This is a genomic window from Eubacterium ramulus ATCC 29099, from assembly GCF_000469345.1.
GTDB classification, from domain to species: Bacteria; Bacillota; Clostridia; order Lachnospirales; family Lachnospiraceae; genus Eubacterium_I; species Eubacterium_I ramulus.
This window is the reverse complement of record NZ_KI271072.1, coordinates 20,809-46,514: the sequence shown is the minus strand read 5'-3', so window position 1 is coordinate 46,514 and position 25,706 is coordinate 20,809. Positions and strand designations below refer to the sequence as shown.

Annotated in this window: 20 protein-coding genes, 1 tRNA gene and 1 pseudogene; 18 read left to right on the top strand and 4 right to left on the bottom strand. The window is 44.8% G+C overall.

The genetic code is table 11. From position 1 onward, the window contains the following. Positions 1–84: 84 nt before the first annotated feature. The 9 genes from uvrC (at position 85) to HMPREF0373_RS00165 (ending at position 11,487) form a co-directional block, all read left to right on the top strand. On the top strand, positions 85–1,962 hold the full coding sequence (gene uvrC / locus HMPREF0373_RS00205) for an excinuclease ABC subunit UvrC (protein ID WP_021737501.1): 1,878 nt from the start codon (positions 85–87) through the stop codon (positions 1,960–1,962). Between the two features lie 99 nt (positions 1,963–2,061). Continuing rightward, positions 2,062–3,000: an HPr(Ser) kinase/phosphatase gene (gene hprK / locus HMPREF0373_RS00200; protein ID WP_021737500.1), complete on the top strand. Its 939-nt coding sequence runs from the start codon at positions 2,062–2,064 to the stop codon at positions 2,998–3,000. Positions 3,001–3,013: 13 nt separating this feature from the next. Continuing rightward, complete coding sequence (locus HMPREF0373_RS00195; RefSeq protein WP_044962432.1) at positions 3,014–4,420, top strand: aminopeptidase; 1,407 nt, start codon at positions 3,014–3,016, stop codon at positions 4,418–4,420. A 16-nt stretch (positions 4,421–4,436) separates the two neighbouring features. Further along, complete coding sequence (murB, locus tag HMPREF0373_RS00190; RefSeq protein WP_044962464.1) at positions 4,437–5,342, top strand: UDP-N-acetylmuramate dehydrogenase; 906 nt, start codon at positions 4,437–4,439, stop codon at positions 5,340–5,342. Between the two features lie 17 nt (positions 5,343–5,359). Continuing rightward, positions 5,360–6,235, top strand: coding sequence for an RNase adapter RapZ (rapZ, locus tag HMPREF0373_RS00185; protein ID WP_021737497.1), 876 nt, complete (start codon positions 5,360–5,362; stop codon positions 6,233–6,235). Positions 6,236–6,248: 13 nt separating this feature from the next. Then, complete coding sequence (gene whiA, locus HMPREF0373_RS00180; RefSeq protein ID WP_021737496.1) at positions 6,249–7,214, top strand: DNA-binding protein WhiA; 966 nt, start codon at positions 6,249–6,251, stop codon at positions 7,212–7,214. 2 nt (positions 7,215–7,216) lie between these two features. Continuing rightward, entirely contained in the window at positions 7,217–8,113 is an 897-nt protein-coding gene (locus HMPREF0373_RS00175; protein WP_021737495.1) for a diacylglycerol/lipid kinase family protein, read from the top strand. Positions 8,114–8,190: 77 nt separating this feature from the next. Further along, complete coding sequence (gene fba / locus HMPREF0373_RS00170) at positions 8,191–9,054, top strand: class II fructose-1,6-bisphosphate aldolase (protein WP_044962428.1); 864 nt, start codon at positions 8,191–8,193, stop codon at positions 9,052–9,054. A gap of 318 nt (positions 9,055–9,372) precedes the next feature. After that, positions 9,373–11,487, top strand: a complete 2,115-nt coding sequence (locus HMPREF0373_RS00165; RefSeq protein WP_021737492.1) for a glutamine synthetase III family protein — start codon at positions 9,373–9,375, stop codon at positions 11,485–11,487. Positions 11,488–11,638: 151 nt separating this feature from the next. On the opposite strand, the gene HMPREF0373_RS00160 is transcribed toward HMPREF0373_RS00165, so the two are convergent. The 4 genes from HMPREF0373_RS00160 to HMPREF0373_RS00145 form a co-directional block, all read right to left on the bottom strand. Continuing rightward, positions 11,639–12,472 (bottom strand): CvfB family protein, encoded by an 834-nt coding sequence (locus HMPREF0373_RS00160; RefSeq protein WP_021737491.1) that lies wholly within the window; start codon positions 12,470–12,472, stop codon positions 11,639–11,641. Positions 12,473–12,506: 34 nt separating this feature from the next. Beyond that, positions 12,507–13,235 carry an acyl-[acyl-carrier-protein] thioesterase gene (locus tag HMPREF0373_RS00155; protein ID WP_021737490.1) on the bottom strand — a complete coding sequence of 243 codons (729 nt, stop codon included), beginning with the start codon at positions 13,233–13,235 and terminating at the stop codon, positions 12,507–12,509. A gap of 84 nt (positions 13,236–13,319) precedes the next feature. After that, positions 13,320–13,391: transfer RNA gene (locus tag HMPREF0373_RS00150), tRNA-Gln, on the bottom strand. A gap of 183 nt (positions 13,392–13,574) precedes the next feature. Next, on the bottom strand, positions 13,575–14,216 hold the full coding sequence (locus tag HMPREF0373_RS00145; RefSeq protein ID WP_021737489.1) for a YigZ family protein: 642 nt from the start codon (positions 14,214–14,216) through the stop codon (positions 13,575–13,577). A gap of 145 nt (positions 14,217–14,361) precedes the next feature. On the opposite strand from HMPREF0373_RS00145, the gene HMPREF0373_RS00140 reads away from it, so the two are divergent. The 9 genes and pseudogenes from HMPREF0373_RS00140 to HMPREF0373_RS00100 all read left to right on the top strand — a co-directional run bounded on the left by HMPREF0373_RS00140 (position 14,362) and on the right by HMPREF0373_RS00100 (position 25,683). Next, positions 14,362–16,875: a transglycosylase domain-containing protein gene (locus tag HMPREF0373_RS00140; RefSeq protein WP_021737488.1), complete on the top strand. Its 2,514-nt coding sequence runs from the start codon at positions 14,362–14,364 to the stop codon at positions 16,873–16,875. Positions 16,876–17,110: 235 nt separating this feature from the next. After that, a complete protein-coding gene (locus HMPREF0373_RS00135; protein WP_021737487.1) occupies positions 17,111–18,109 on the top strand; it encodes a C40 family peptidase in 999 nt (332 codons plus the stop codon). A 306-nt stretch (positions 18,110–18,415) separates the two neighbouring features. Beyond that, positions 18,416–19,108, top strand: coding sequence for a WecB/TagA/CpsF family glycosyltransferase (locus tag HMPREF0373_RS00130; protein ID WP_021737486.1), 693 nt, complete (start codon positions 18,416–18,418; stop codon positions 19,106–19,108). 90 nt (positions 19,109–19,198) lie between these two features. Beyond that, entirely contained in the window at positions 19,199–20,074 is an 876-nt protein-coding gene (locus tag HMPREF0373_RS00125; protein ID WP_021737485.1) for a YitT family protein, read from the top strand. 161 nt (positions 20,075–20,235) lie between these two features. After that, positions 20,236–21,317 (top strand): annotated as a pseudogene (locus tag HMPREF0373_RS00120) (PucR family transcriptional regulator). Positions 21,318–21,410: 93 nt separating this feature from the next. Then, positions 21,411–22,097: a cell division ATP-binding protein FtsE gene (gene ftsE / locus HMPREF0373_RS00115; RefSeq protein WP_021737482.1), complete on the top strand. Its 687-nt coding sequence runs from the start codon at positions 21,411–21,413 to the stop codon at positions 22,095–22,097. Then, positions 22,087–22,995, top strand: coding sequence for a permease-like cell division protein FtsX (gene ftsX / locus HMPREF0373_RS00110; protein ID WP_022035774.1), 909 nt, complete (start codon positions 22,087–22,089; stop codon positions 22,993–22,995). Before ftsE ends, ftsX begins: the two co-directional genes overlap by 11 nt. A gap of 124 nt (positions 22,996–23,119) precedes the next feature. Next, a complete protein-coding gene (locus tag HMPREF0373_RS00105) occupies positions 23,120–24,364 on the top strand; it encodes a murein hydrolase activator EnvC family protein (RefSeq protein WP_021737480.1) in 1,245 nt (414 codons plus the stop codon). Between the two features lie 20 nt (positions 24,365–24,384). Next, positions 24,385–25,683 carry a S41 family peptidase gene (locus tag HMPREF0373_RS00100; protein WP_021737479.1) on the top strand — a complete coding sequence of 433 codons (1,299 nt, stop codon included), beginning with the start codon at positions 24,385–24,387 and terminating at the stop codon, positions 25,681–25,683. Positions 25,684–25,706 lie beyond the last annotated feature (23 nt).

Genomic DNA, 25,706 nt, shown 5'->3' with positions numbered 1-25,706 from the left:
ATAATCAAGACAGAAACGGTCAGAGTGGAGAAGTAATTTTCTGCCCTGACCGTTTGGAAATTTCAAGAGGATTACGAAACATATATGGGAACAGAAAAACTATTTGACATTCGGGAGGAACTGAAGAAGCTTCCGGACCATCCGGGAGTTTATATTATGCATGACGACCGGGATGCGATCATTTATATCGGAAAGGCCATCAGCCTGAAAAACCGGGTGCGGCAGTATTTTCAGACTAGCCGGAACAAGGGACCAAAGATTGAAAAAATGGTGACGCATATTGATCATTTTGAATATATCCTGACAGATTCTGAACTGGAAGCACTGGTGCTGGAGTGTAACCTGATCAAAGAACACCGCCCCAAATATAATACGATGCTGAAAGATGACAAGACGTATCCGTATATCAAGGTGACTCTTGGGGAAGCCTATCCGCGGGTGCTGTTTTCCAGACAGATGAAGAAGGACAAATCAAAATATTATGGTCCCTATACCAGTGCCGGAGCTGTGAAAGATACCATTGAACTGGTGCAGAAGCTTTTTCAGATCCGTACCTGTAACCGGACACTGCCGCGGGATATCGGAAAAGAGCGTCCATGTCTGAATTATCACATCCATCAGTGTCAGGCTCCCTGCCAGGGATATATTTCCAAAGAGGATTATCGGACACAGATCCGCAGTGCAATGGAATTGTTAAACGGAAATTTTAATCCTGTGATCCGGGATCTGGAGGAAAAGATGCAGGCGGCTTCCGAGGCACTGGAGTTTGAAAAAGCCATGGAGTTCCGGGATCTGCTGACCAGTGTGCGTCAGGTGGCGCAGAAGCAGAAAATCACAAGTTTTGACGGAGAAGATCGTGATATACTGGCTCTTGCCATGGATGATCGTGATGCGGTAGTGCAGGTGTTTTTTGTCCGGGAGGGAAGGCTGATCGGACGGGAGCATTTTCATGTCACCATCGGAGCAGAGGATACGAAGAAAGAAGTGCTGTCTACTTTTATCAGTCAGTATTATGCGGGAACTCCGTTTGTCCCAAAGGAGATCATGCTCCCTATGGAAATCGAAGATGCAGATGTAGTGGCACAGTGGTTGTCTGCAAAACGAGGACAGAAAGTATATATCCGTGTGCCTAAAAAGGGACAGCGGGAAAAATTGGTGGAACTTGCCGAACAGAATGCCGTCATGGTGCTGACACAGGATAAGGAAAAAATCCGTCGGGAGGAAGGACGTACCATCGGAGCTGTCAAAGAGATTGCAGATCTGCTGGAGCTCGGTTATGTCAAGCGGATGGAAGCGTATGATATTTCCAATACCAACGGTTTTGAATCCGTAGGTTCCATGGTGGTTTACGAACGGGGAAAACCCTGCAGGAGTGATTATCGCAAGTTCAAGTTAAAAACGGTGACGGGACCGGACGATTATGCTTCCATGCGGGAAATGCTGACCCGCCGGTTTACGCATGGAATGGAGGAACGGGTGCAGAACCGGCAAAAAGATCTGGCCCCGGAGTATGGCAGCTTTACAAAGTTTCCGGATCTGATCCTGATGGATGGTGGAAAGGGGCAGGTCAATATTGCACTGGAAGTGCTGGATGAACTGAAACTGGCGATTCCGGTGTGCGGTATGGTAAAGGATGATCATCATAGAACCAGAGGATTGTATTTTAATAATGAGGAAATTCCCATTGACCGGCATTCCGAAGGTTTCCGGTTGATCACCCGGATCCAGGACGAGGCACATCGGTTTGCTATCGAGTATCATCGTTCCCTGCGCAGCAAACAGCAGGTTCATTCTGTGCTGGATGATATCCCGAATATCGGCCAGACCAGGAGAAAAGCACTGATGCGTCAGTTCCAGTCTTTGGAGAAAATCCGGGAGGCAACGGTGGAACAACTGCGGGAAGTAGACGGGATGAATGAGAAAGCGGCACGGTCCGTATACGAGTTCTTCCATAAGCAGTAAAAACGTGCTATACTGTAGCTGTTAAAAAAATAATGTACGTTCGGAGTCTTTTCCATCAAGGATTCTGCGTGTACATATTACAGAAATGGAGAAAATACAATGCAGGGAGTCAGTGTACAACAGTTAGCAGAGAGAATGAAATTTAAATGCTTCACCCCGTGTGTGGATATGTCAAAACGAATGATCGTTTCTTCTGAAATCAACCGTCCGGCTTTGGAGCTGGCAGGCTATTTTGAACATTTTGCAGAAGAACGGATTCAGATTATCGGTATGGTGGAATATTCTTATCTGGAAAGTCTGGAAGATGAGGTGCGGACAGAGCGTTACCGCAAGCTTCTTGGATTTAACGTGCCATGTGTCATTATGTGCAGGGACTACGAGCCGGATGAAGAAGTGTTGCGTATCGCTGGTGAGCGTGGTATCCCAATCCTTGGATCTCCGGATGCGACATCCAATGTGGCAGCGGAAGCCATCTATTTTCTGACCGGCAAGCTGGCACCGTGCATTTCCATTCATGGTGTACTGGTAGATATCTACGGTGAAGGTGTATTGATCATGGGTGAGAGCGGTATTGGAAAGAGTGAGGCTGCACTGGAACTGATCCGTCGGGGACATCGTCTTGTTACAGATGATGTGGTGGAAATCCGTAAGATCAACAACAATACGCTTATTGGTACCTCGCCGGATATTACCCGTTACTTTATTGAATTACGGGGAATCGGGATCATTGATGTAAAGACACTGTTCGGTGTAGAATGTGTCAAAGAGCAGCAGACCATTGATCTTGTCATCAAACTGGAAGACTGGAAGAAGGATAAGGAATATGACCGTCTGGGGCTGGAGGAAGAATATGCAGAGATTTTGGGCAATAATATTGTCTGCCATTCCATCCCAATCCGTCCGGGACGAAATCTGGCTGTTATCTGTGAGGCGGCAGCAGCAAACCACCGGCAGAAGAAAATGGGTTATAACGCAGCGAAAGAGTTGTATCGCAGAGTAGAAAATAATCTGAGGAATGGAAATTCCACAGAAATTTAATAAATTGAGGAGAATGAATATTATGGAACGTAAAAACGCATGGAAAAAGTATACAGAAGAAGAGAAAGCAGCCGTATTCGCTTATGGCGATGAATACCGTCAGTTTATTTCTGACTGTAAGACAGAGCGCGAGTGCGTGACAGAATTAAAGAAACGTGCAATAGCAGCCGGTTTTCAGGATATGGAAGCAGTGATCGCAAAAGGAATCACGTTGAAAGCCGGTGACCGCGTATTTGCAGATAACAAAGGGAAAAGTTTTGCCATGTACATCATTGGTCAGAAACCGATGGAGGAAGGTATGAATATCCTTGGCGCACATATCGATTCCCCGCGTCTGGATCTGAAACAGAATCCGTTGTATGAGGATACGGATATGGCATTGCTGGATACGCATTATTATGGCGGTGTCAAAAAATATCAGTGGGTGACACTTCCACTGGCTATGCACGGTGTCATTGCGAAAAAAGATGGTTCTGTGGTAACTATCAACATCGGTGAAAAACCGGAAGATCCGGTTTTTGGTGTCAGCGATCTTCTGATCCATCTGTCTGCTGATCAGTTGGAGAAAAAGGCCGCAAAAGTGATCGAGGGCGAGGCACTGGATATTCTTGTCGGCAGTATGCCGTTAGAGGCCAAAACAGAGGAAGAGAAGAAAACAAAAGAACTGGTACAGGCAAATGTTCTGAAAATTTTAAAAGATGCTTACGGTGTGGAGGAAGAAGATTTCCTGTCCGCTGAAATCGAGATTGTTCCGGCCGGACCGGCTAGAGATTACGGTTTTGACCGCAGTATGATCATGGGTTACGGACATGACGACCGTGTATGTGCTTATCCTTCTTTCTCAGCAATCGTTGAGATGGAAAAACCGGAGCGCACCAGCGTATGCCTTCTGGTGGATAAAGAAGAAATCGGTAGTGTGGGAGCAACCGGTATGGAGTCCCGTTTCTTTGAAAACATGACAGCAGAAGTAATGAATGCCTGCGGTGATTACAATGAATTAAAATTGCGTCGTGCCCTGCAGAATTCCAAAGTGCTTTCTTCTGATGTAAGTGCTGCTTTTGATCCGAATTACCCAGGGGTTATGGAGAAGAAAAATGCAGCATATTTTGGACGGGGACTTGTATTCAATAAATACACCGGTTCCAGAGGAAAATCAGGTTCTAATGATGCCGGAGCAGAATATGTGGCAGAAATCCGCAGAATCATGGATGATAATCAGGTATATTTCCAGACAGCAGAACTTGGTAAAGTAGACCAGGGAGGCGGCGGAACCATCGCTTATATCCTTGGAAATTATAATATGCAGGTTATCGACAGCGGCGTTGCAGTGCTGAATATGCATGCACCGTGGGAAATCATCAGTAAAGCAGATCTGTATGAAGCAAAATGCGGATATAAAGCATTTTTGAAGGATGCATAATAGAGTGGAGCAGAATATGAAGCAGATATATGAGACATTATGCGGCATCTGTGGTGCAGCGCATGTACTGGTCCGGGAACCAATGAGCAGACATACCACGTTTCGCACCGGTGGACCGGCTGACCTTCTGGTGCAGCCGGAAGCAGAGCAGATTGCACCGATTCTCGAAGTATGTCGCAATGAAGAGATTCCGTGGACCGTCATCGGAAATGGCAGTAACCTGTTGGTGGGAGATGGCGGCATCCGCGGTGTTGTCCTGGAAATTGGAAAACAAATGTCAGACGTTGTAATAGAAGGAACGGTGATTACAGCCGGTGCAGGAGCGATGCTTTCCAGCATCGCTTCCAGAGCCGCTGCGGCAGAATTGACAGGAATGGAATTCGCTTCCGGAATTCCGGGGAGTCTCGGCGGAGCTGTCGTGATGAATGCCGGTGCTTATGGTGGTGAGATGAAGGATATTTTGCAGAAAGTGACAGTACTGACTCCGGATGGAACCGTGCAGACACTTTCTGTGGAAGAACTGGAATTGTCCTACCGTCATAGTATCATCCCGGAGAAAGGATATCTGGTAATCAGCGCAGTATTGAAGCTGCAGCCGGGCAACGCAGATGAAATACAGAGCATTATGGACGACCTGAAAGAAAAACGTGTGAGTAAACAGCCATTGGAATATCCAAGTGCCGGAAGTACGTTCAAACGTCCGGAGGGTTATTTTGCCGGAAAATTGATTCAGGATGCCGGTTTGCGTGGATTCCGGGTAGGCGGGGCACAGGTGTCGGAAAAACATTGTGGATTTATCATCAATCGTGACCAGGCAACGTCCACTGATATCTGTCAGCTGATGCAACAAGTATCTGAAATCGTATATGAAAAATTTGGTGTCCGGCTGGAGCCGGAAGTAAAGAAAATTGGCGAGTTTTAGCAGGAGTGAGTGACGGAATGGAATATGTGATCGTAACAGGAATGTCAGGAGCGGGCAAATCAACAGCGTTAAAAATCATGGAGGATATCGGATATTTTTGTGTCGATAATTTCCCGATTCCGCTGCTGGAAAAATTTGTGGAGTTTGCGGATTCCGGTGAAACTCAGTATCAGAAGATTGCGTTCGGTCTGGATATCCGCAGTGGTGAATCCTTGAAATATCTGGATCAGATCATTACAAATCTAAGGATGAATGGACATATGATCCGAATTCTGTTTATGGATGCTTCCGATCAGGTGCTGGTAAAACGGTACAAAGAAACGAGGCGTGCACATCCGCTGGCCGGAACAGATCGCGTGGAAAAAGGCATTGAGCAGGAACGCAGACAGATTTCTTTTCTGAAAGAGATGGCTGATTATATCATTGATACAAGCCAGCTTCTGACCAGGGAACTGCATGCCGCACTGGGTAATATTTTTCTGGGAAAACAGGAGTATGACAATATCTATGTGACGGTACTGTCATTTGGATTCAAATATGGCATTCCGTCAGATGCAGATCTGGTATTTGATGTTCGTTTTCTGCCCAATCCTTATTATCTGGAAGCGTTGCGGCCGAAAACCGGAAATGATCCGGAGATTCAGCAGTTTGTGCTGAAAGCGCCGGAGGCAAATATCTTTCTGGATAAACTGGAAGATATGATCCGGTTTCTGATTCCGAATTATATCCGGGAGGGCAAGAACCAGCTTGTCATTGCCATCGGATGCACCGGCGGCAAACACCGGTCGGTCACATTGACCAATGCAATCTATCAGAGATTGAAGAAAAATCAGAAATATGGTCTGCGTGTGGAGCACCGGGATATTGATAAAGATGCAAAACGTGGAAAGTAGTTGAGGAAACAGTATGTCTTTTTCAGGTGAAATGAAAGAAGAAATTGCCCGCCTGATCCCGGAAAAGGAAGAAGAGGTCCGGGCAGAACTGATGGCGATCATCCGCTTCTGCGGAAGAATCCTCAGGCAGGAAGAGAGCGTGGCAGTTTTCATGGAAACAGAGAATGTCGTGCTGGCAAAGACGTATGTCAAATTAATAAAAAGAGCATTTGATCTTCAGGTACAGTTGGAGATCCGGCGGCATGGAACCGGAAAATACAATCAGTATTTTATTCTGCTGTCAGAACGGCCGGAGGACATGCTGTATTCGGAAGAACGGCCGGAACGACAGAAACTGCAGCAGGCATTGCAGGCTATCTGTATGTGGAGTGCCCAGGCTGATCCCCGGGGATTCTTAAAGACGCCGGGAAGTATGCGTGCCTATATCCGGGGGGCGTTTCTGTGTACCGGATCCATGAGTGATCCGGGAAAATCCTATCATTTTGAGATGGTATGCGAGGATGAACAGACGGCACAGATTTTAAAGGAACTGATGGCAGGATTTTTTGTGCATGCGAAGGTGATTTTACGCAAACAGCGGTATATCGTGTATCTGAAGGACAGTGAGGAGATCATCCAGATCCTGAATGTCATGGAGGCGCACAGATCTCTGATGGAACTGGAGAATATCCGTATCATCAAGGATATGAGAAACAGCGCAAACCGGCAGTCAAACTGTGATTCTGCTAATATTAACAAAATGGTTCGGACAGCAGCCAGACAGGTGGATGATATCCGATACATAGAAGAGCATTTCGGATTTGAACAGCTGCCGCCGCAGCTGCGGGAGATGGCGCAGGTGCGGCTGGAAAATCCGGATGTATCACTGCAGGAACTGGGAACATATCTGGATCCGCCGGTTGGAAAATCCGGTGTGAATCACAGACTAAGGAAGTTGAAAGAAATAGCAGAAAGCTTGAGAGCCGGGAAGGAGAAATAAAAATGGATAAGAAAAAGTTATTATTTATCTTTAATCCAAAATCCGGAAAGGGTCAGATTCGAAATCAGCTGCTGGCAATTGTGGATACTTTCGTTAAAAGTGGATATGAAGTGACAATTTACCCGACACAGGCAAAAGCAGATGCTGTCCGGAAAGTAGCAGAAGCAGCAGATGAATATGATCTGGTTGTGTGCAGTGGCGGAGACGGTACGCTGGATGAGGTGGTAACCGGTATGATGCAGTGTGACGGTATCGTTCCGATCGGATATATTCCGGCAGGCAGTACCAATGACTTTGCACAGTCGCTGAAAATACCGAAAAATATGCTGCAAGCGGCCGATGTGGCTGTGAACGGACAGGCATTTCCATGTGATGTGGGTGTGTTTAATGAAGATTATTTTGTATATATTGCAGCTTTCGGTCTCTTTACAGATGTATCTTATATGACAAACCAGAAGCTGAAGAATATTTTTGGCCATGTGGCATATATTCTGGAAAGTGCAAAAAGGTTGTATGATATTCCATCCTATTATCTGGAAGTCGAAGTGAATGGCAAGACGATCCGGGACGAATTTATCTATGGCATGATCACAAACTCGGTTTCTGTAGGCGGTATGAAAAATATGACCGGCAGCAATGTGAAGCTGGATGACGGGGAATTTGAAGTGACATTGATCAAGATGCCGCAGAATCCAATTCAGTTAAACGAGATTCTGACAAATCTGGTGATGCCAAAGGATATCGAAACGCCGTATATCTATACGTTTAAGACGGATCACATCCGTATCCACTGCGATGATTATGTACCATGGACACTGGATGGAGAGTTCGGTGGAGAGCATAAAAACGTGGAAATTTATAATCGCTGCAGGCGAATAAGTTTCATGGTTGAAAAATAGTACTTTCTTTTTTGGAAAGATACGGTTATAATGTTATTATATTAACAATATTTTTAAAACAAATGGAGGATCTCATTATGTTAGTTTCAGCAAAAGAAATGCTTGAAAAAGCAAAAGCAGGTCACTATGCAGTTGGTCAGTTCAATATCAATAACCTTGAGTGGACAAAAGCAATCCTGTTAACCGCTCAGGAGAATAATTCCCCGGTTATTCTTGGTGTTTCCGAAGGTGCCGGCAAATACATGACTGGTTACAAAACGGTTGTTGGTATGGTAAATGGTATGCTGGAAGAGTTAAATATCACTGTTCCGGTTGCATTACATCTGGATCACGGCAGCTATGATGCCTGCTACAAATGTATCGAAGCTGGTTTTTCTTCTGTAATGTTTGATGGCTCTCATTATCCGATCGAAGAGAATGTTGCAAAAACAAAAGAACTTGTTGCTGTATGCAAAGAGAAAGGATTATCTCTTGAGGCAGAAGTTGGTTCCATCGGCGGTGAGGAAGACGGCGTTATCGGAATGGGCGAATGTGCAGATCCGGACGAGTGTAAATCTATCGCTGATCTTGGAGTAACAATGCTTGCAGCTGGTATCGGTAATATTCATGGTAAATATCCGGAAAACTGGGCAGGATTAAGCTTTGAGACTCTGGATGCGATCCAGCAGAAGACCGGTGATATGCCATTAGTTCTTCACGGTGGTACAGGTATTCCGGATGATATGATCAAGAAAGCAATCTCTCTCGGTGTTGCAAAAATCAACGTAAATACAGAGTGTCAGCTTGTATTTGCTGAAGCTACAAGAAAATATATCGAAGAGGGCAAAGATCTGGCAGGTAAGGGATTCGATCCTAGAAAATTACTTGCTCCTGGTTTTGAAGCAATCAAAGCAAAAGTAAAAGAGAAAATGGAAATTTTCGGTTCTATTGACAAAGCCTGAGAATTTGTAAAAAATCACGAAAATGTAACTTTTTACAACTCAGAATTGTTGAAATGGACAAAAATGTTTTCGACCTCTTGCAATTTTCAGAAATTTGTACTATGTTAATTGCAAGACATGAATACATGCTGAACAAGGGTGTTCCAACAAAAGGTGGAATACCCTTTTCTGCTATAAAGAGATAACCTTGATCGGTTAATCAAATATTTGCTAGGATATGGCAGAATTGCTCCGGATACATAGAAAAATGAAGAAGGAAGCAGATCAGTATATACTCAGGGGACTGTAAAAATTTGAGAAAAGAGAGGAATCAAGAAGATGAGTGAATATTTCAAAGTCGTTGATATTTTTGGCGAATATGTATTCAATGATACTGTGATGAAGGAAAGACTTCCGAAAAAAGTATATCAGAAATTGCAGGAGACCATCAAAGAGGGAACAGATCTGGATCTTGCAACAGCAGATATCATTGCACATGAGATGAAGGAATGGGCAATTGAGCAGGGTGCGACCCACTATACCCACTGGTTCCAGCCGCTGACCGGCGTGACAGCTGAAAAACATGATTCCTTTATCACTGCTCCGAATGAGCAGGGAAAAGTACTGATGAGTTTCTCCGGCAAAGAATTGATCAAAGGTGAACCGGATGCATCTTCTTTCCCGTCAGGCGGACTTCGTGCAACCTGTGAGGCGAGAGGATATACAGCATGGGATTGTACTTCTTACGCTTTTGTAAGACATGACGCAGCAGGTGCAACGCTTTGTATCCCAACAGCATTCTGTTCTTATAAAGGTGAAGCACTGGATCAGAAGACGCCGCTGCTTCGTTCCATGCAGGCAATCGATACACAGGCACTGCGTCTGTTAAGATTATTTGGAAACACAACTTCCAGAAAAGTCACTCCATCTGTAGGTTCCGAGCAGGAATATTTCCTGGTAGATAAAGAAAAATATTTAAAGAGAAAAGATCTGATCTATACCGGACGTACATTATTCGGCTCTATGCCTGCAAAAGGACAGGAAATGGATGATCATTACTTCGGAAGCATCCGTCCACGTATTGCTGCATTTATGAAAGATGTCAATGAAGAACTGTGGAAACTGGGAGTTCCGGCAAAGACACAGCACAATGAGGTAGCTCCGGCACAGCATGAGCTGGCTCCAATCTATGAGACATGTAACCTGGCACTGGATCACAACCATCTGGTTATGGAAGTTCTGAAAAAGAAAGCAAACGAGCATGGACTGCAGTGTCTGCTTCATGAGAAACCATTTGACGGTGTCAATGGTTCCGGTAAACATGACAACTGGTCCATCACAACCGATGACGGTATCAATCTGTTAGAGCCGGGCAAAACACCGCATGAAAATATTCAGTTCCTTCTGGTACTGGCCTGCATCCTGAAAGCAGTAGATGATCATGCAGATCTTCTCCGCTGGTCCGCAGCTGATGTCGGAAATGATCACAGACTGGGCGCAAATGAAGCACCTCCGGCAATCATCTCCGTATTCCTTGGTGAGCAGCTTGATGATGTGATTACACAGCTGATCAGCACAGGTTCTGCAACACATTCCTTAAAGGGGGGTGTATTACAGACAGGTGTGGCTTCTCTTCCGGATCTGGCAAAAGATGCAACAGACCGAAACAGAACATCACCGTTTGCATTTACCGGAAATAAATTCGAGTTCCGTATGGTTGGCTCCCAGGATTCCATTTCTGCACCAAATGTTGTATTAAATACAATCGTTGCAGAAGCTTTTGAGGAAGCATGCGATGAGCTGGAGAAAGCAGAAGATATAAATGAAAAAGCACATGATCTGATTAAAAAATATCTGACTGAGCATCAGAGAATTATCTTCAATGGTGACGGATATTCAGATGCATGGGTAGAAGAGGCAGAACGCAGAGGGTTACCGAATATCAGATCTATGGTAGACGCAATTCCGGCACTGACTACTGATAAAGCAATCGCTATGTTTGAGAAATTCGGCGTATTTACAAAAGCTGAATTAGAGTCCCGCGAAGAGATTCAGTACGAGATTTATGCAAAAGAGATCAATATCGAAGCAAGAGCCATGATCAATATCACAAACAAGACATTGATTCCGGCTGTAATCAAAGATATTACTGCTTTGGCACAGTCTATCAATGCTGTGAAAGCTGCCTGCGATTGTGACGTAAGTGTACAGACAGAGTTACTGCAGGAGTCATCCGCACTGTTATCTGATGCGAAGGTTGCTCTGGCAAAACTGGAAGAGGTAACAGACAAAGGTCTGACCATGGGTGACGGTGCTGCGCGTGCTGCTTACTATCGTGATGAAGTGACAACTGCTATGGCTGAACTTCGAGCACCGATCGATAAACTTGAGATTATTGTAGATAAGAAAGTATGGCCGATGCCATCTTACGGCGATCTCATCTTTGAGGTTTAAAAAACGGTATTATCTAATCCCCTTAGTTAGTATATACATCAAAAAAGAAAAAGAACCGGAAGAAAATCCGGTTCTTTTTCACGTTATAAAATGTTTGGTTCGTTTGAGCGAAAGTAATCATTCTGGAAATCCAACCGCCGCAGGATTGAAATTATATCCGGCGAATGCCTCTGTCCGTGAATTCGATCAGGCGTTCTTTGTAGAGATGGCCTACAGCACGTTTGAAAGCATTTTTACTCATATGAGCCTCACGTTTGATAATATCCGGGGAAGCTTTGTCATTAAACGGAAGCACTCCGCCGTATTCATCGATGATCCGTAACACTTCTTCTGCGTCTGCATTCATCTGGACATAGGCTTTGGCGCGGATAGTCAGATCGAGTTTTCCATCCGGTTTGCGGTTTGTGACATTTGCTTCAATGATATCGCCTATCTTTAATGTCGTTGTATTTTCGAATCCCGGGATACGGGCAGAATATTTGTCGTCTACGGCAACAAAAGTACCAAAGTTCTCGCTGAATTCGTAAACACGACCGGTTACGGTATCTCCCTTTTTGTAAGGAGAGTCCGTAGAAAGCAGATGGTAAATGCCTTCCATGGTGGCACAGAGACGGTTGCTTTTGTCGATATACAGTGTAACTAATACTTCATCCCCCTCATGTACTTTGCGGAGCTGTTCTTTAAAAGGAAGCAGCAGATCTTTTTCCAGTCCCCAGTCCAGGAATGCACCGATTTTGGTGACCTGTAGCACTTTTAGTACTGCGAAGCCGCCAAGCGTCAGTTTCGGTTCGTTTGTGGTGGCGATCAGACGATCCTTGGAATCTTTATATAAGAAGACTTCCAACTTGTCGTGCAGTTTTGTTCCTTCCGGAACCTGTTTCGCCGGGAGCAGGACACGTGTTTCATCCTCCGGTTGTTCTGCAAGATAGACACCGAAGTCTACCTGTTTTACTACGGTAAGTGTTTGCTTTTCTCCTAATTTCATTTGTGTTTCCGTCCTTTCTTGTTTTGTGTTTTTTTTAATCAGCCTGATCCGAAAGCGGTGCAAGCTGAAATTCAACAATAGCATATGGTTTTCCGTCACTGTCGTTCAGAGACACTTTCAATAGATCTTCTTCCTGGTGGTATACCGGATAGATCGTGTCGCCGTATACGGCAGAATTGCGGTATTCTACCCGCAGCTGACGAATCTGTGCTCCTTCCGGCAGACATTCCATGGCCATAGGTACATAGCGTTCGTTATTGACATGGTTGTTGGAGTCGATATCATAGCGGTGTACCTGAATCGGCGTAATGCCTGTGCCTTTTGCCGGTGGTGTGATCTTGCGGGAGGATTCCTCCATAGGAAGCGCAGGTTCACATTTATAAAGATCGCATATTTCTTTCGGAATCCGCTCCGGATGTCCGGTTCGGATATTCATATAGATCCAGTTTGTATTTGCATAGGCCAGAAGATTACCTTCTGTGTCCTCCAGTTTAAAATTACGATAGCCGAAAAATGCTTTCCAACCGTGTGCCCAAGTGCTGACTGTGATTTCTTCCCCGAACTTTGGATAACGGTTGATGATGATCTGCCAGGAAGAGAGAATCCAGGCATATCCCTGTTCCATCATAACTTCTATCCCATATCCAATGGAATCAGAGTGGAAGGTGCTGCAGTCCTGAAAATAATTGATGATGGAGGGAAGGGTCATATGAAGCTGACTGTCCACTTCGCTGAATCTGACACGGCTTTTAAATTGATACATATCATCGTCCTCCTTAAAAATACTGGGATTACGTAATTTCCTGTGTAACAAAAAAGCACCATTTGCATGGTGCTTTCTAAAGAACTGGCCCACAAGGATTCGAACCTTGAAATGACGGAGTCAGAGTCCGTTGCCTTACCATTTGGCGATGGGCCATTACTTATCGTCGAAGCTCTTTGTTGAGGTGTTTTCCTCAGTGCCTGTCGACAAGTGTTATTATAGGGCAATGTTCCAAAGATTGCAACCCCTTTTTTGAAAAAACTGCGTTTGAATTTTTGGCTGTTTTTACTTAAAATTCAGATAATTAATGTATATACAGCAAAAAACTGTAAATAACAATTAAAAAATAATTTCGCCATTCACAATGCCGAATTCCTCCAAATCTTCAGAATCCATCTGTGCCTGCCCGCTGGTTGCTTCCGTGACCTGTGCACAGAAATCTGCAAATTTCTCTTCCGGAACCATCAGATCAATGGTAACGGAGTCAGTATAACGGGTGTCCAGCGTGAAAACCTGGTTTTGGGCGATCAGATATTGCAATTTCCCGATGCCGGTATAGTCTGTGGTAAGGTGCAGCTTTTTCCCAAACTGTTTTTCTATGATGTAGCTGGCAGCGAGCCCGGCCTGTGTGGCAGCCTGATATGCACGGACGAGCCCCCCGGTGCCGAGCAGGGTACCGCCGAAATAACGTGTGACTACCACGATGCAGTTGTGGATTTCTTCCCGGAGCAGTACGTCCAGGATTGGACGGCCGGCAGTGCCGGATGGTTCTCCGTCATCGCTGCAGCGGGTACATTCATTGTTGCGTCCGATGGTGTATGCGTAGCAGTTGTGTCGTGCATCCCAGTATTCTTTTTTGATCTTATTTAAGAAGGCAACCGCTTCGTCCTCGGAATTGACCGGAAGCGTATGGGCAATGAAACGGGATTTTTTCTCTTCAATTTCATCTTCGCCGGCCTGATAAAGTACTTTATAACTCATAATGACTCCTTTTCGCAGGGCTTTTTTGAACAAGTCTCATGTGTGTTTTATACATCTTTTATAAATGAGCCTGGTTCTGAATATAGACAGTATATCGCATTAATGGTAAGATAGGCAATATAGGAACTCAATTTGGAGGTTTTTTATGAATTATGGTAAAAAGAATGCTGCAAAAATAAAATGGCAGCTGACTTCCCGGGGAACCGTAATGCGGCGGAAGGTAAAATCACTGACGTTGCTGATCATATTGTTATGTTTTGTGCTTGTGCTTGGCTATGGCGGTTACCGCGGATATCAGTATGTGGAACAGATAATCGCGGAAGCACCGGATATCAATGAGATTGATGCGACGCCTTCTGGGTATATGTCTACCGTGCTGGATGCAAAAGGAAATGTGACGGCACAGCTGGTGGGAACCGGTTCTAACAGGGTCTATGTTACTTTGGATGAGATTCCGGAGGAACTTCAGAAAGCTTTTGTGGCAATTGAAGATGAACGGTTTTACGATCACAATGGCATTGATCTGCGGGGGATTGTCCGGGCAGGGATCAAAGGAGTGACTACCGGGCATTTCAGCGAAGGTGCAAGTACCATTACGCAGCAGCTTCTGAAAAATAATGTGTTTGACGGATGGACAACGGAGAATTCCTCTCAGCGTGTCAAACGAAAACTGCAGGAACAATATCTGGCATTACAGCTGGAAAAAAAGGTTTCCAAAGACTGGATCATGGAGAATTATCTGAATACCATCAATCTGGGACAGAATACGCTGGGTGTCCAGGCGGCCTCCAGACGTTATTTTGGCAAGGATGTATCAGAACTCAATCTCTCTGAATGTGCTGTGATTGCAGGAATCACGCAAAATCCGTCCAAATATAATCCAATTTCCCATCCGGAGGACAACGCAGTCCGGAGAGAGAAAGTACTGACGAATATGCGGGATCAGGGTTATATCGATGATGTGCAGTATGAAGCAGCCATGCAGGATAATGTATATGACCGGATCCAGGAGACAAATACCAAGTGGCAGAGCAACGACAGCAATGCGACCTCTTATTTTGTAGATGCACTGACGGAAGAAATCATTGATGATCTGCAGAAGGAACTGGATTATTCAGAAGCACAGGCTTATAAGGCACTGTACAGCGGCGGGCTGACGATTTATTCCACCCAGGATCCGCAGATCCAGGAAATCTGTGATACACAGGTGAATGACGACAACAATTATAATATAGAAAAGAAAATCTCTTTTTCCTATGCACTGTCCGTACAACAGCCGGATGGTTCCGTAAACCATTATAGCGAACAGAGTCTTCTTTCCTATTATAAAAGAAACAATGCGGGTTATAATCTGAATTATAAAAATGAAGCTGCAGCACAGGCTGCTATCGATGCATATCGGGAAGCAATGGTTTCCGATGGAGGAGTTGTAGTGGGCGAGTCTGTAACCTTTACGATTCAGCCTCAGGCTTCCGTAACCATTATTGATCAGAGTACCGGACAGGTGAAGGCACTGGTGGGGGGCCGTGGAGAAAAAACCGCCAGCAAGACATTAAACCGTGCCGCAGATGTGACGAGACAGCCGGGTTCTACATTTAAGATCCTGACAGCTTATGCACCGGCTCTGGACAGCGGTTCCTATACATTGGCAACGACGGTGCTGGACGAGCCGATCACATACAGTTCCGGCCAGGAAATTCATAATGCGGATGGAAAATACCGTGGTTATACCAGCATCCGGGAAGCAATACAGGATTCTGTGAATGTAGTGGCGGTGAAGACAGTACAGGATATTACACCGCAGGCAGGATATGAGATGGCAAAAAAATTCGGTATTTCGACACTGACGAAGGATGATATTGTGGAATCACTTCCGCTTGGTGTCGGAGGTGTGACAAACCTGGAGCTGGCAGCCGCATTTGAAGTTATGCCGAATCAGGGAGTATACAAAGAGCCGGTGATGTACACAAAAATTCTTGACCAGGATGGTAATGTGCTGCTGGAGAAGAAACCGAAGAAACACCGGGTTATCAATGACAGTACGGCGTTTTTACTGACTTCAGCCATGCAGGATGTTGTGCTTTACGGAACCGGTAAACTGGCAGATTTCGGTACAATGCCAATTGCAGGAAAGACCGGAACCGCAGGAACATCTGAGGCTGCCAGAGATGCGTGGTTTGCAGGATATACGCCGTATTATACCTGTGTGGTCTGGGGGGGATACGATGATTACTCCAGATTGGAATCCAGCCGCTATCCCAAGATACTGTGGAATCATATTATGAAACAGCTTCATGAAGGTCTTGCATATAAGGAATTCGAGATGCCTGAAGATGTGGAAGTAAGCAGCGTTTGCAAGACTTCCGGTAAGATTGCCATTGCCGGTGTATGTCCGGAGACAGAGACAGAGTATTTTGCAGAAGGTACAGAACCTTCGGAAAAATGCGATCTGCATCAGACGGCAGTGATCTGCAAAGATTCCGGCCTGCTTGCCGGGGAATATTGTCCGGAGAGCAGCAAAGAGACAAAGACATTTATGAAAAAAGGATCCGGTGAAGATAAGATGCCGACAGAGGTGTGCAATGTGCATACTGGTGAGGGGTGGCTGAACCAGCTCATTCAGGCACTGACTCCGGAAAACAACCATACCGGACAATAAAATAATTTGAATGCGTTCAAGAGCAGGCAGCGAAAGCAGATTGCGAGTGTCCGCTTTACAAAAGAAACAGAATTGTTACAATTCTGTTTCTTTTTTTGCCCAAAATCTTGTGTGAAACATTGACATATTGCGGTTTCGTTGCTATAATGAATTTCGTTGGTGTAACAAAAATGTAACAATTTAAAAATAAAAGTAATATTTATAAAGAGTTTGACTTGAAGGAGTAACAGAACGGATGAAATACAGAAATAAAAAGGCAATCGCAACCTTAATCGTAACAACCTTGATCTTTACCTGCGGAGCGACCGGAGTACAGGCTGCACCGGCAGCAGATCTGAACATTGTGGGCAACGTGGCGGCAGCACCGATTTCCGGTGTATCCCTGGCAGTGGCACAGGCAAATACACAGACAGCAGCAGAGCAGGCTGCATTGGTACAGAATATGGGGGTCGCTCAGATTGATAATTATCTGAATGTCCGCAGTGAAGCGTCCACAGACAGTGAGGTAGTCGGAATTATGAAAAATAACGCAGTGGCTGAAATCACAGGTGCTGTGGATGGCTGGTACCAGATCACATCCGGATCAGTCAGTGGTTATGTTAAGGCAGAGTATCTGGCAGTTGGAAATCAGGATTTACTGAATTCCGTAAAAACAAGAATGGCACAGGTCAATACAGAAACATTAAAAGTCCGCAGTGAGGCATCTACAGAGGCAGCAGTTGTGACATTAGTAGGTCAGGATCAGCAGTTGAAAGTTTTGGATGAGCAGATTCCGGGATGGGTAAAAGTTGAGACAGCAGATGGCGAAGGTTATATTTCCACGGAGTTCGCTTCTGTGGCAGATATGTATCAGTATGCAGAAAAACCACAGGTATCTGAACAGAAGGAAAGTTCCTCCGGTGGTTCTGTTACTTCCTATGCATTACAGTTTCTTGGTAATCCGTATGTGTGGGGTGGTACAAGCCTGACAAAAGGTGTGGATTGTTCCGGATTTGTTATGCAGGTATATGCACATTATGGAATTTCCCTTCCACATTCTTCTTCTGCACTGCGTGGAGTCGGTCGTGGAGTAAGTTATTCCGAGGCACAGCCGGGAGATATCATCTGTTATAGCGGTCATGTGGCAATTTATCTTGGCGGCGGTAAGATCGTTCACGCAAGCAATCCAAAAGATGGTATCAAAGTATCTACTGCGACTTATAAAAAAATTCTTGCAGTCCGCAGAGTGATGTAGTATTTCCAAATTCAAGTCGAACGCAGGTGAGACTTGGTGCGGGATTCTGGTCAGCGAAAGCTGAGATAATCAGATCAGAAAATAGAAGTGTGTGCTGTTTACAAACTGAAACTGAAATGATAAGTTTGTGATAGCACACTTTCTTGTTGATATTGTGCATAACTTTGTGCATAAGTGCGAAAAAAGGCAATGAATGTCCACATTTTTTGAATAAAGAGGGAAATTACTTGACGTATGAGACCAATTATTGTATAAAGGTTCAATGGAGAATAATTCCTGAAATAATATTGGAAGAAATGGGACAAAATGAGTAGTAGAAAAGAACTGGCAGGTGTGCGTATTGATATTTGCAGCCTGCGGGAAGCACTTCATAAAATAGAACATTATATACAGGAAGACGGTCTGCATGCAGTGGAGGCAGTATCTATGAAAACGGTTGTGACGGCAGGGGAAGAGGAAGAAGTCCGTCAGTGTCTGGAGGATATAGATCTGGTTATTCCATCAGATAAGGAGATTTTGATGGAATTGGGAGTGACATCCCACAAATGGCTGGAGGAAGCAAGGGAACACCGATTTGCCAGTGAGGCACTGCGTAATATTGCCAGAGACCGTCATAGCATTTATCTGCTGACAGATACGAGAGCGCAGATGGATGAACTGTGTTCCTTTCTGGATCATACCTATGGCGATGTGGCAAGGATCTGTGGAGATGCAGTCTGGGAAGAATGTGAAGAGGATACAGAACAAATTGTAAATGAAATCAATGCAGTAGCACCACATCTGCTGTTGGTTATGCTTCCGACGCCGCAGCAGGAGATTTTTCTGGCACAGCACAGGAAAATGCTGAATGTACGGCTTTGGTTCGGTGTCGGCACAGAGAATACATTTACAGAAAAAAAGAAAAAAACGGCAGGTCTCTGCAAGAGACTGCTGGCGCGGCGTAAAATGAAGCGCCAGATACAATCTTATGAAGCAGAGGGAGAAGAAAAAGTAAACTGATCATCTCAGCCTGAGATAAGACTCCCACTTCTGCAAGGACGCCACTGAACGGTGATGGTTACAGAATGGGGATAGAGGGGATTTACAGTTATGAAAGACAGAACAAAAAAAGGTCTGCAGGATTTGCTTCTGCTTCTGGCAGGAACATTGCTGCTTGCTTTTGCGGTAAAATGTATTTATGAACCGTTGGATATGGTTACCGGAGGATTTTCAGGTCTTGCAATTCTGATCAAAGCGGTTACAGAACATATGGTACCGGGCGGTATCCCGCTGGGAGTATCGTCATTGCTGCTGAATATACCGGTATTTCTGTGGGCATTTTGGAAGAAAGGAAAGACATTTGCCGGAAAGTCTTTTGCTGCGATGATCCTGTTGTCACTTTGGCTGTCTATCCTGCCGGCATGGAATCTGGCAGGGGATGACATGGTCATCGGTTGTGCCTTTGGTGGCGGTATCATGGGATTTGGTATCGGTCTGGTGCTGCGCACCCGGAGTACTACCGGCGGAACCGATATGCTGGCGGCGTTGCTCCACATGAAATTTCAACAGTATTCGATTGTGCGTATCATGCAGGTCATCGATGCAGTGATCGTGCTGGCGGGATTATCACTGTTTGGATTGAAGAGCGGACTTTATGCGATCATAGCCATCGTGATTACGACAAAAGTGTCGGATCTAACAGTAGAAGGATTCAAAATGTCCAAAGCAGTGTATATTTTGTCAGAGAAGAGCGAGGAGATTGCACAGGCTACTATGATGGAACTGGACCGTGGTATGACCGGTCTGCATGCAAAAGGCATGTATACCCGGCAGGAAAAATGTATGCTCCTGTGTGTGGTATCAAGAAAAGAGATTGTCTGGCTGAAGGAAATCGTCATGAAAACAGACCCAAAAGCATTCCTTATTATCTGTGATGCGAGGGAGGTCTGGGGAGAAGGATTCCAGTCTTACTCCGAGAAAATGTGAACAAAATCTAAAAGTTGGGGAAATGCATAAAAAAAATTGCATTTCCTCTTTACTTTTTTGGGGCTTTTGTCTTAAAATAGAACTGCATAATAAAAATATATGAAAAAAATAGAATTGGTTATTGTGAATGTTGTATAAAATATGCAGGGGGGCTTTTCATTATGATTTCAAATCAGATATTGCAAAATACAATTGATGGATTAAAAAATATTACAAGGATAGATTTGTGTATCATTGATACGGAAGGCAAAATTCTGGCGACTACATTTGCGGAAGCAGATCGCTATGTCAGCCCGGCGATGGCATTGGTAGAATCTCCGGCGGACAGCCAGGTAGTATCAGGATGTCATTTCTTTAAAGTATTTGATGAACATCAACTGGAATATGTGCTGCTTGCAAATGGAGACAGCGATGATGTCTATATGATCGGAAAGATCGCAAGTTTTCAGATTCAGAATCTTCTGGTTGCATACAAGGAACGTTTTGATAAGGACATTTTATCAAGAATCTTCTGCTGGACAATCTCTTGCTGGTAGATATTTACAATCGTGCCAAAAAGCTGCATATTGAAACTGATGTCCGGAGAGTTGTATATATTATAGAGACGAACCGGGATAAAGAAGGCAATGAGCTGGAAAAGGTACGTAGTATTTTTGAAGGAAAAAATAAAGATTTTGTAACTGCCGTGGATGAGAAGAATATCATCGTAGTAAAAGAAGTGGATGATTCTGACAGCGGAGCAGATCTGAACAAGACCGCAGAAGTGATTCTCGGACTGTTCAAGGGAGATTCTGATATCCACATCGCTTACGGCACTGTGGTAGGCGAGATAAAAGAAGTGTCACGTTCCTACAAGGAGGCACGGATGGCACTGGATGTAGGCAAGATTTTCTTTGAGGAGCGCAATATCATTGCATATTCCGCACTCGGTATCGGCCGACTGATCTATCAGCTGCCGCTGCCATTATGTAAAATGTTTATCAAAGAAATCTTCGGCGGTAAATCACCGGATGATTTTGATGAGGAGACGCTGACCACTATCAACAAGTTTTTTGAGAACAGCCTGAATGTTTCAGAGACATCCCGTCAGCTGTATATTCACAGAAATACACTTGTGTACCGTCTGGATAAGCTTCAGAAGAGCACCGGACTGGATCTGCGAGTATTCGAAGACGCCATCACATTTAAAATTGCGCTGATGGTTGTAAAATATATGAAATATATGGAAACATTAGATTATTAATTGCTAAGTGTTTGGGGGCACAAAAGAACAGTTTTTCGTGCCCCCATTTTATGCTGATACAGAAGAGTTGAATGAAGGAGGACAAGAATAAGTATGATTACGTTAAAAGATGTAAGTAAGTCATATACAGAAGGCGCACCGGCGCTGTCTGATATTAATATTCAGATAGATGAAGGCGAGTTTGTATTTGTAGTGGGAGACAGTGGTTCCGGCAAATCCACGCTGATTAAACTGCTGCTTAAGGAGTTGGAGCCGACTTCAGGGACCATTGTGATCAATGACAAGATCCTGTCACAGATCCCGCGTCGTCAGATTCCACGGTTCCGAAGGAATGTGGGCTGTGTGTTCCAGGATTTCCGTCTGTTAAAGGATCGAAATGTCTATGAAAACGTAGCATTTGCACAGCGTGTTATCTCAGCACCGAACCGTGCCATTAAGGAAAAAGTGCCAAAAATGTTATCTTTGGTAGGACTTGCGGCAAAATATAAATCAAAACCGAATCAGTTATCCGGTGGAGAGCAGCAGCGTGTGGCCATTGCCAGAGCACTGATCAATGAACCGAAGATCCTGCTGGCAGATGAGCCTACCGGTAACCTGGATTCGAACAATGCGTGGGAGATCATGAAGCTCCTGGATGAGATTAACAAACGAGGCACGACAGTGCTTGTGGTAAGTCATAACATGGAAATTGTAGAGGCAATGAAAAAACGTGTCATTACCTTGCAGCAGGGGCATGTAGTAAGTGACGTAAAGATGGGCGGTGATGAAGATGAAAATTAGTACATTTGGATATACCATCAAACAGGGTATCAAGAATATCTGGACAAATAAGATGTTTTCCATTGCTTCCATTGCAACCATGGCAGCATGTATCTTTATGTTTGGTATGTTTTATGCCATTGTGGCGAACTTTCAGCATGTTGTAAAAGACGTGGAATCCAGTGTGGCGATCACAGTATTTTTCGATGAGGGAACGACACAGGATGAGATTGATGAGATCGGTCAGAAAATCGCAATGAGACCGGAAGTATCCAGTTTTAATTTCGTGTCTGCGGATGAGGCATGGGCGGAATATAAGCTTGAGTATTTTGATGGAGATGAAGCGGCAGCAGCAAGCTTCGGATCTGACAACCCTCTGTCTGACAAAGCAAACTATGAGATTTACATGGAAGATATTTCCCAGCAGAGCAGTCTGGTATCTTACCTGGAAGGCCAGGATCATATCAGCAAAGTAAGACAGTCTGAGATGGTGGCAAATACGCTGACCGATTTTAATCGTCTGGTAAGTATCGTATCGGCTGTTATTATTGTAATCCTGATTTGTGTGGCAGTATTCCTGATCAGCAACACCGTTCGTACCGGTATTGCAGTCCGCAGGGAAGAAATCGGCATTATGAAGATGATCGGAGCGACGGATTTCTTCGTGCGTGCACCATTCATTGTGGAAGGTATTCTGATCGGACTGATCGGAGCGGTCATTCCATTGTGCATTCTGTATGCTATGTACGGAAAAATTATTACTTATGTGGCAAGCCGTTTTGGTTTCCTGAATAATCTGCTGACGTTCCTTCCGGTGCAGACGGTATTCGAGATTCTGGTTCCGGTAGGTCTGATTCTCGGTGTTGGTATTGGATATATCGGAAGTAAAGCAACGGTTCACAAACATATTAATGTATAAGAGGTCAGACTTCAGAAAAATGCAATGCTGTTTTCAAGTAGAATAGTGGATATATGATAGCGTTGTGATGTTTCAGGCAGAATGACAGACGGCAGAAAAACATAGAATATAGGAGATTGATTTGATGGTAAAAAGAAACATCAGACAAATCATAGGAGTTGTTATGGCGGCGGTATTTCTTTCAACGATAGCAGGAAGTGCCGGCGCTTCTGCTGCTTCTGGGAGTATTTCTGAGGCGCAGAAGCGGAAGACACAATTGGAAAACGACCTGAATGATGCCCAGGCGTTGATTGAACAGTTACAGGATCAGGAGGGAGATATTCAGGAGGCAGTCAGGGAACTGGATGACAGACTGAACGTGATTTCCGGAAATATCGATACTCTTAAAGCACAGACGAGACAAAAGAATAAAGAATTGCTGGATACACAAAATCAGCTGGAGGCAGCCAGAACAGATGAATCCGAGCAGTATGAAAGCATGAAAGTCCGCATACGATATATGTATCAGAACTCCGGTATCGGTTATCTGGAAGCTTTGCTGGAATCCGGAAGTTTTGCGAAAATGCTCAAGCAGGTGGATTATATGTCCACCATGATGCAGTATGATCGGGCAAAACTGGAAGAATATCAGCAGACCCAGGTATTGATCCAGAATGCGGAAGAGACGATCCGGAAAGATAAGGCGGATCTGGAAGCCTTGCAGGCACAGTTGGAAGAGGAGCAGCAGGCAGTTAATCTTCTGATGCAGGAAAAAGAGACTCAGCTGTCTGGTGTGCGTCAGGGAATCTCTGAGGCGGAACAGAATGCTCAGCAGTATCAGCAGGAGATTGAGGCAGAAAATCAGCTGATCCAGGAGATGCTGGCGGCAGAAGCAGCAGCGAAAAAAGCGGCAGAAGAGCAACAGAAACAGCAGGAAGTTCAGAAAAACAATGCTTCTGCTGATTCAAATGTGAATACGAATGACGTTTATGAAGGTGGTGTGTTTACCTGGCCGTGTCCCTCCAGCCATAAAATTACCAGTGGATTCGGATATCGTGATAAACCGACAGCCGGAGCGACAAGTTATCATCAGGGATATGATATCGGAGCGTCTGCGGGAGCGGCTATTGTGGCAGCTGCAGATGGTGTGGTGACATCTACCGGATACAGCAGTGTACTTGGGAATTATGTGATCTTAAGTCATGGTGGTGGTCTGTTTACAATTTATGAGCACTGCTCGGCAGTCCTTGTATCCCGGGGACAGAGTGTGAGTCGTGGTTCGACGATTGCAAAAGTAGGAAGTACCGGTGTTTCTACCGGACCGCATCTGCATTTTGGCGTTCAATTAAATGGAAAGTATGTGGATCCGGGTAATTATCTCAAAGGGTAAAAAGGAGTTAGAAGATCAGAATGAATCAGGATGAACAGGAAATACAGGTAAGTACAGCGGAGCAGCGTTCCGAATATGAAGCTGTACCGACGGGACAGGATGGAAAAAGGGAAAAGCAAAAAAAGAAAAAAAGTGGATTTGGAAAAGGATTTGCCGTAGGTGCAGTGACTATGGCAGTGGTGTGCGGTGTCATGTTCTGGGCAACAAGCGGGCTGGGACTTTTGTCTGCCGGAAGCTCCGGTGATTTGCTCAACCGTGATACGGAGCAGAAGATTGAGTCGCTGGCTTCTTATATTCAGTCCAATTATTATGAGGATGTGGATACGGAGACATTGGAGGAAGGACTTTATGCCGGTCTGTTTGATAATCTGGATGTATATTCCCAGTATTATACAGCAGAGGAGGCGAAGGAACTTTTTGATACCAGTGTGTCGGGTACTTACTGTGGCATCGGTGCCAGCCTGCAGCAGGACGATGACAGCAAAGCAGTGACAATCCTTCATGTATACGATGGATCACCGGCGCAGGAGAGTGGACTGCAGGAAGGCGATGTGATCATTTCAGCAGATTCCTATGAGGCAGCATCCATGGATCTGACAGAATTTGTGAATCATATCCGCGGCGAGGAAGGTTCCCAGGTACATCTCGTAATTGCCCGGAGCGGGGAAGCTGAAAATCTGGAATTTGATATTACGAGAAAAAATCTTGTATTACCGACAGTTTCTTCACAGATGCTGGAGAATCATACCGGTTACATACAGGTGACAGAATTTACCGAGCACACGGCAGAGCAGTTTGAGGAAGCACTGGACAGTCTGCAGGGAGACGGAATGACTGCGTTGATTGTGGATCTGCGTTCTAATCCGGGTGGTATGCTGACATCTGTCTGCGATATGCTGGATGATATTTTGCCGAAAGGGTTGTTGGTTTATACCGAAGACAGAAGTGGAAAACGAGTAGACTATACTTCTACGGATGAGAAAACACTGGATCTGCCGCTGGCGGTTCTGGTAAACGGTTATAGTGCCAGTGCTTCTGAGATTTTTGCAGGTGCGATTCAGGATCGAAAAGCAGGAACCATCATTGGAACTACCACATATGGAAAAGGTGTGGTTCAGTCCATTCTGACTCTGAAGGATGGAAGTGCTTTCAAAATCACAACAAACCGCTACTTTACACCGAGCGGAACTTGTATTCAGGGAATCGGAATCACCCCGGACGAAGAACTGGAGTATGAATTCACCGGTCCGGAAGGTGCCGGATACAGCGTAGAATATGATAATCAGATCCAGAAAGCGTTGGAAGTATTGCAACAGTAAAAATAGTATGTTATGATGCAAGT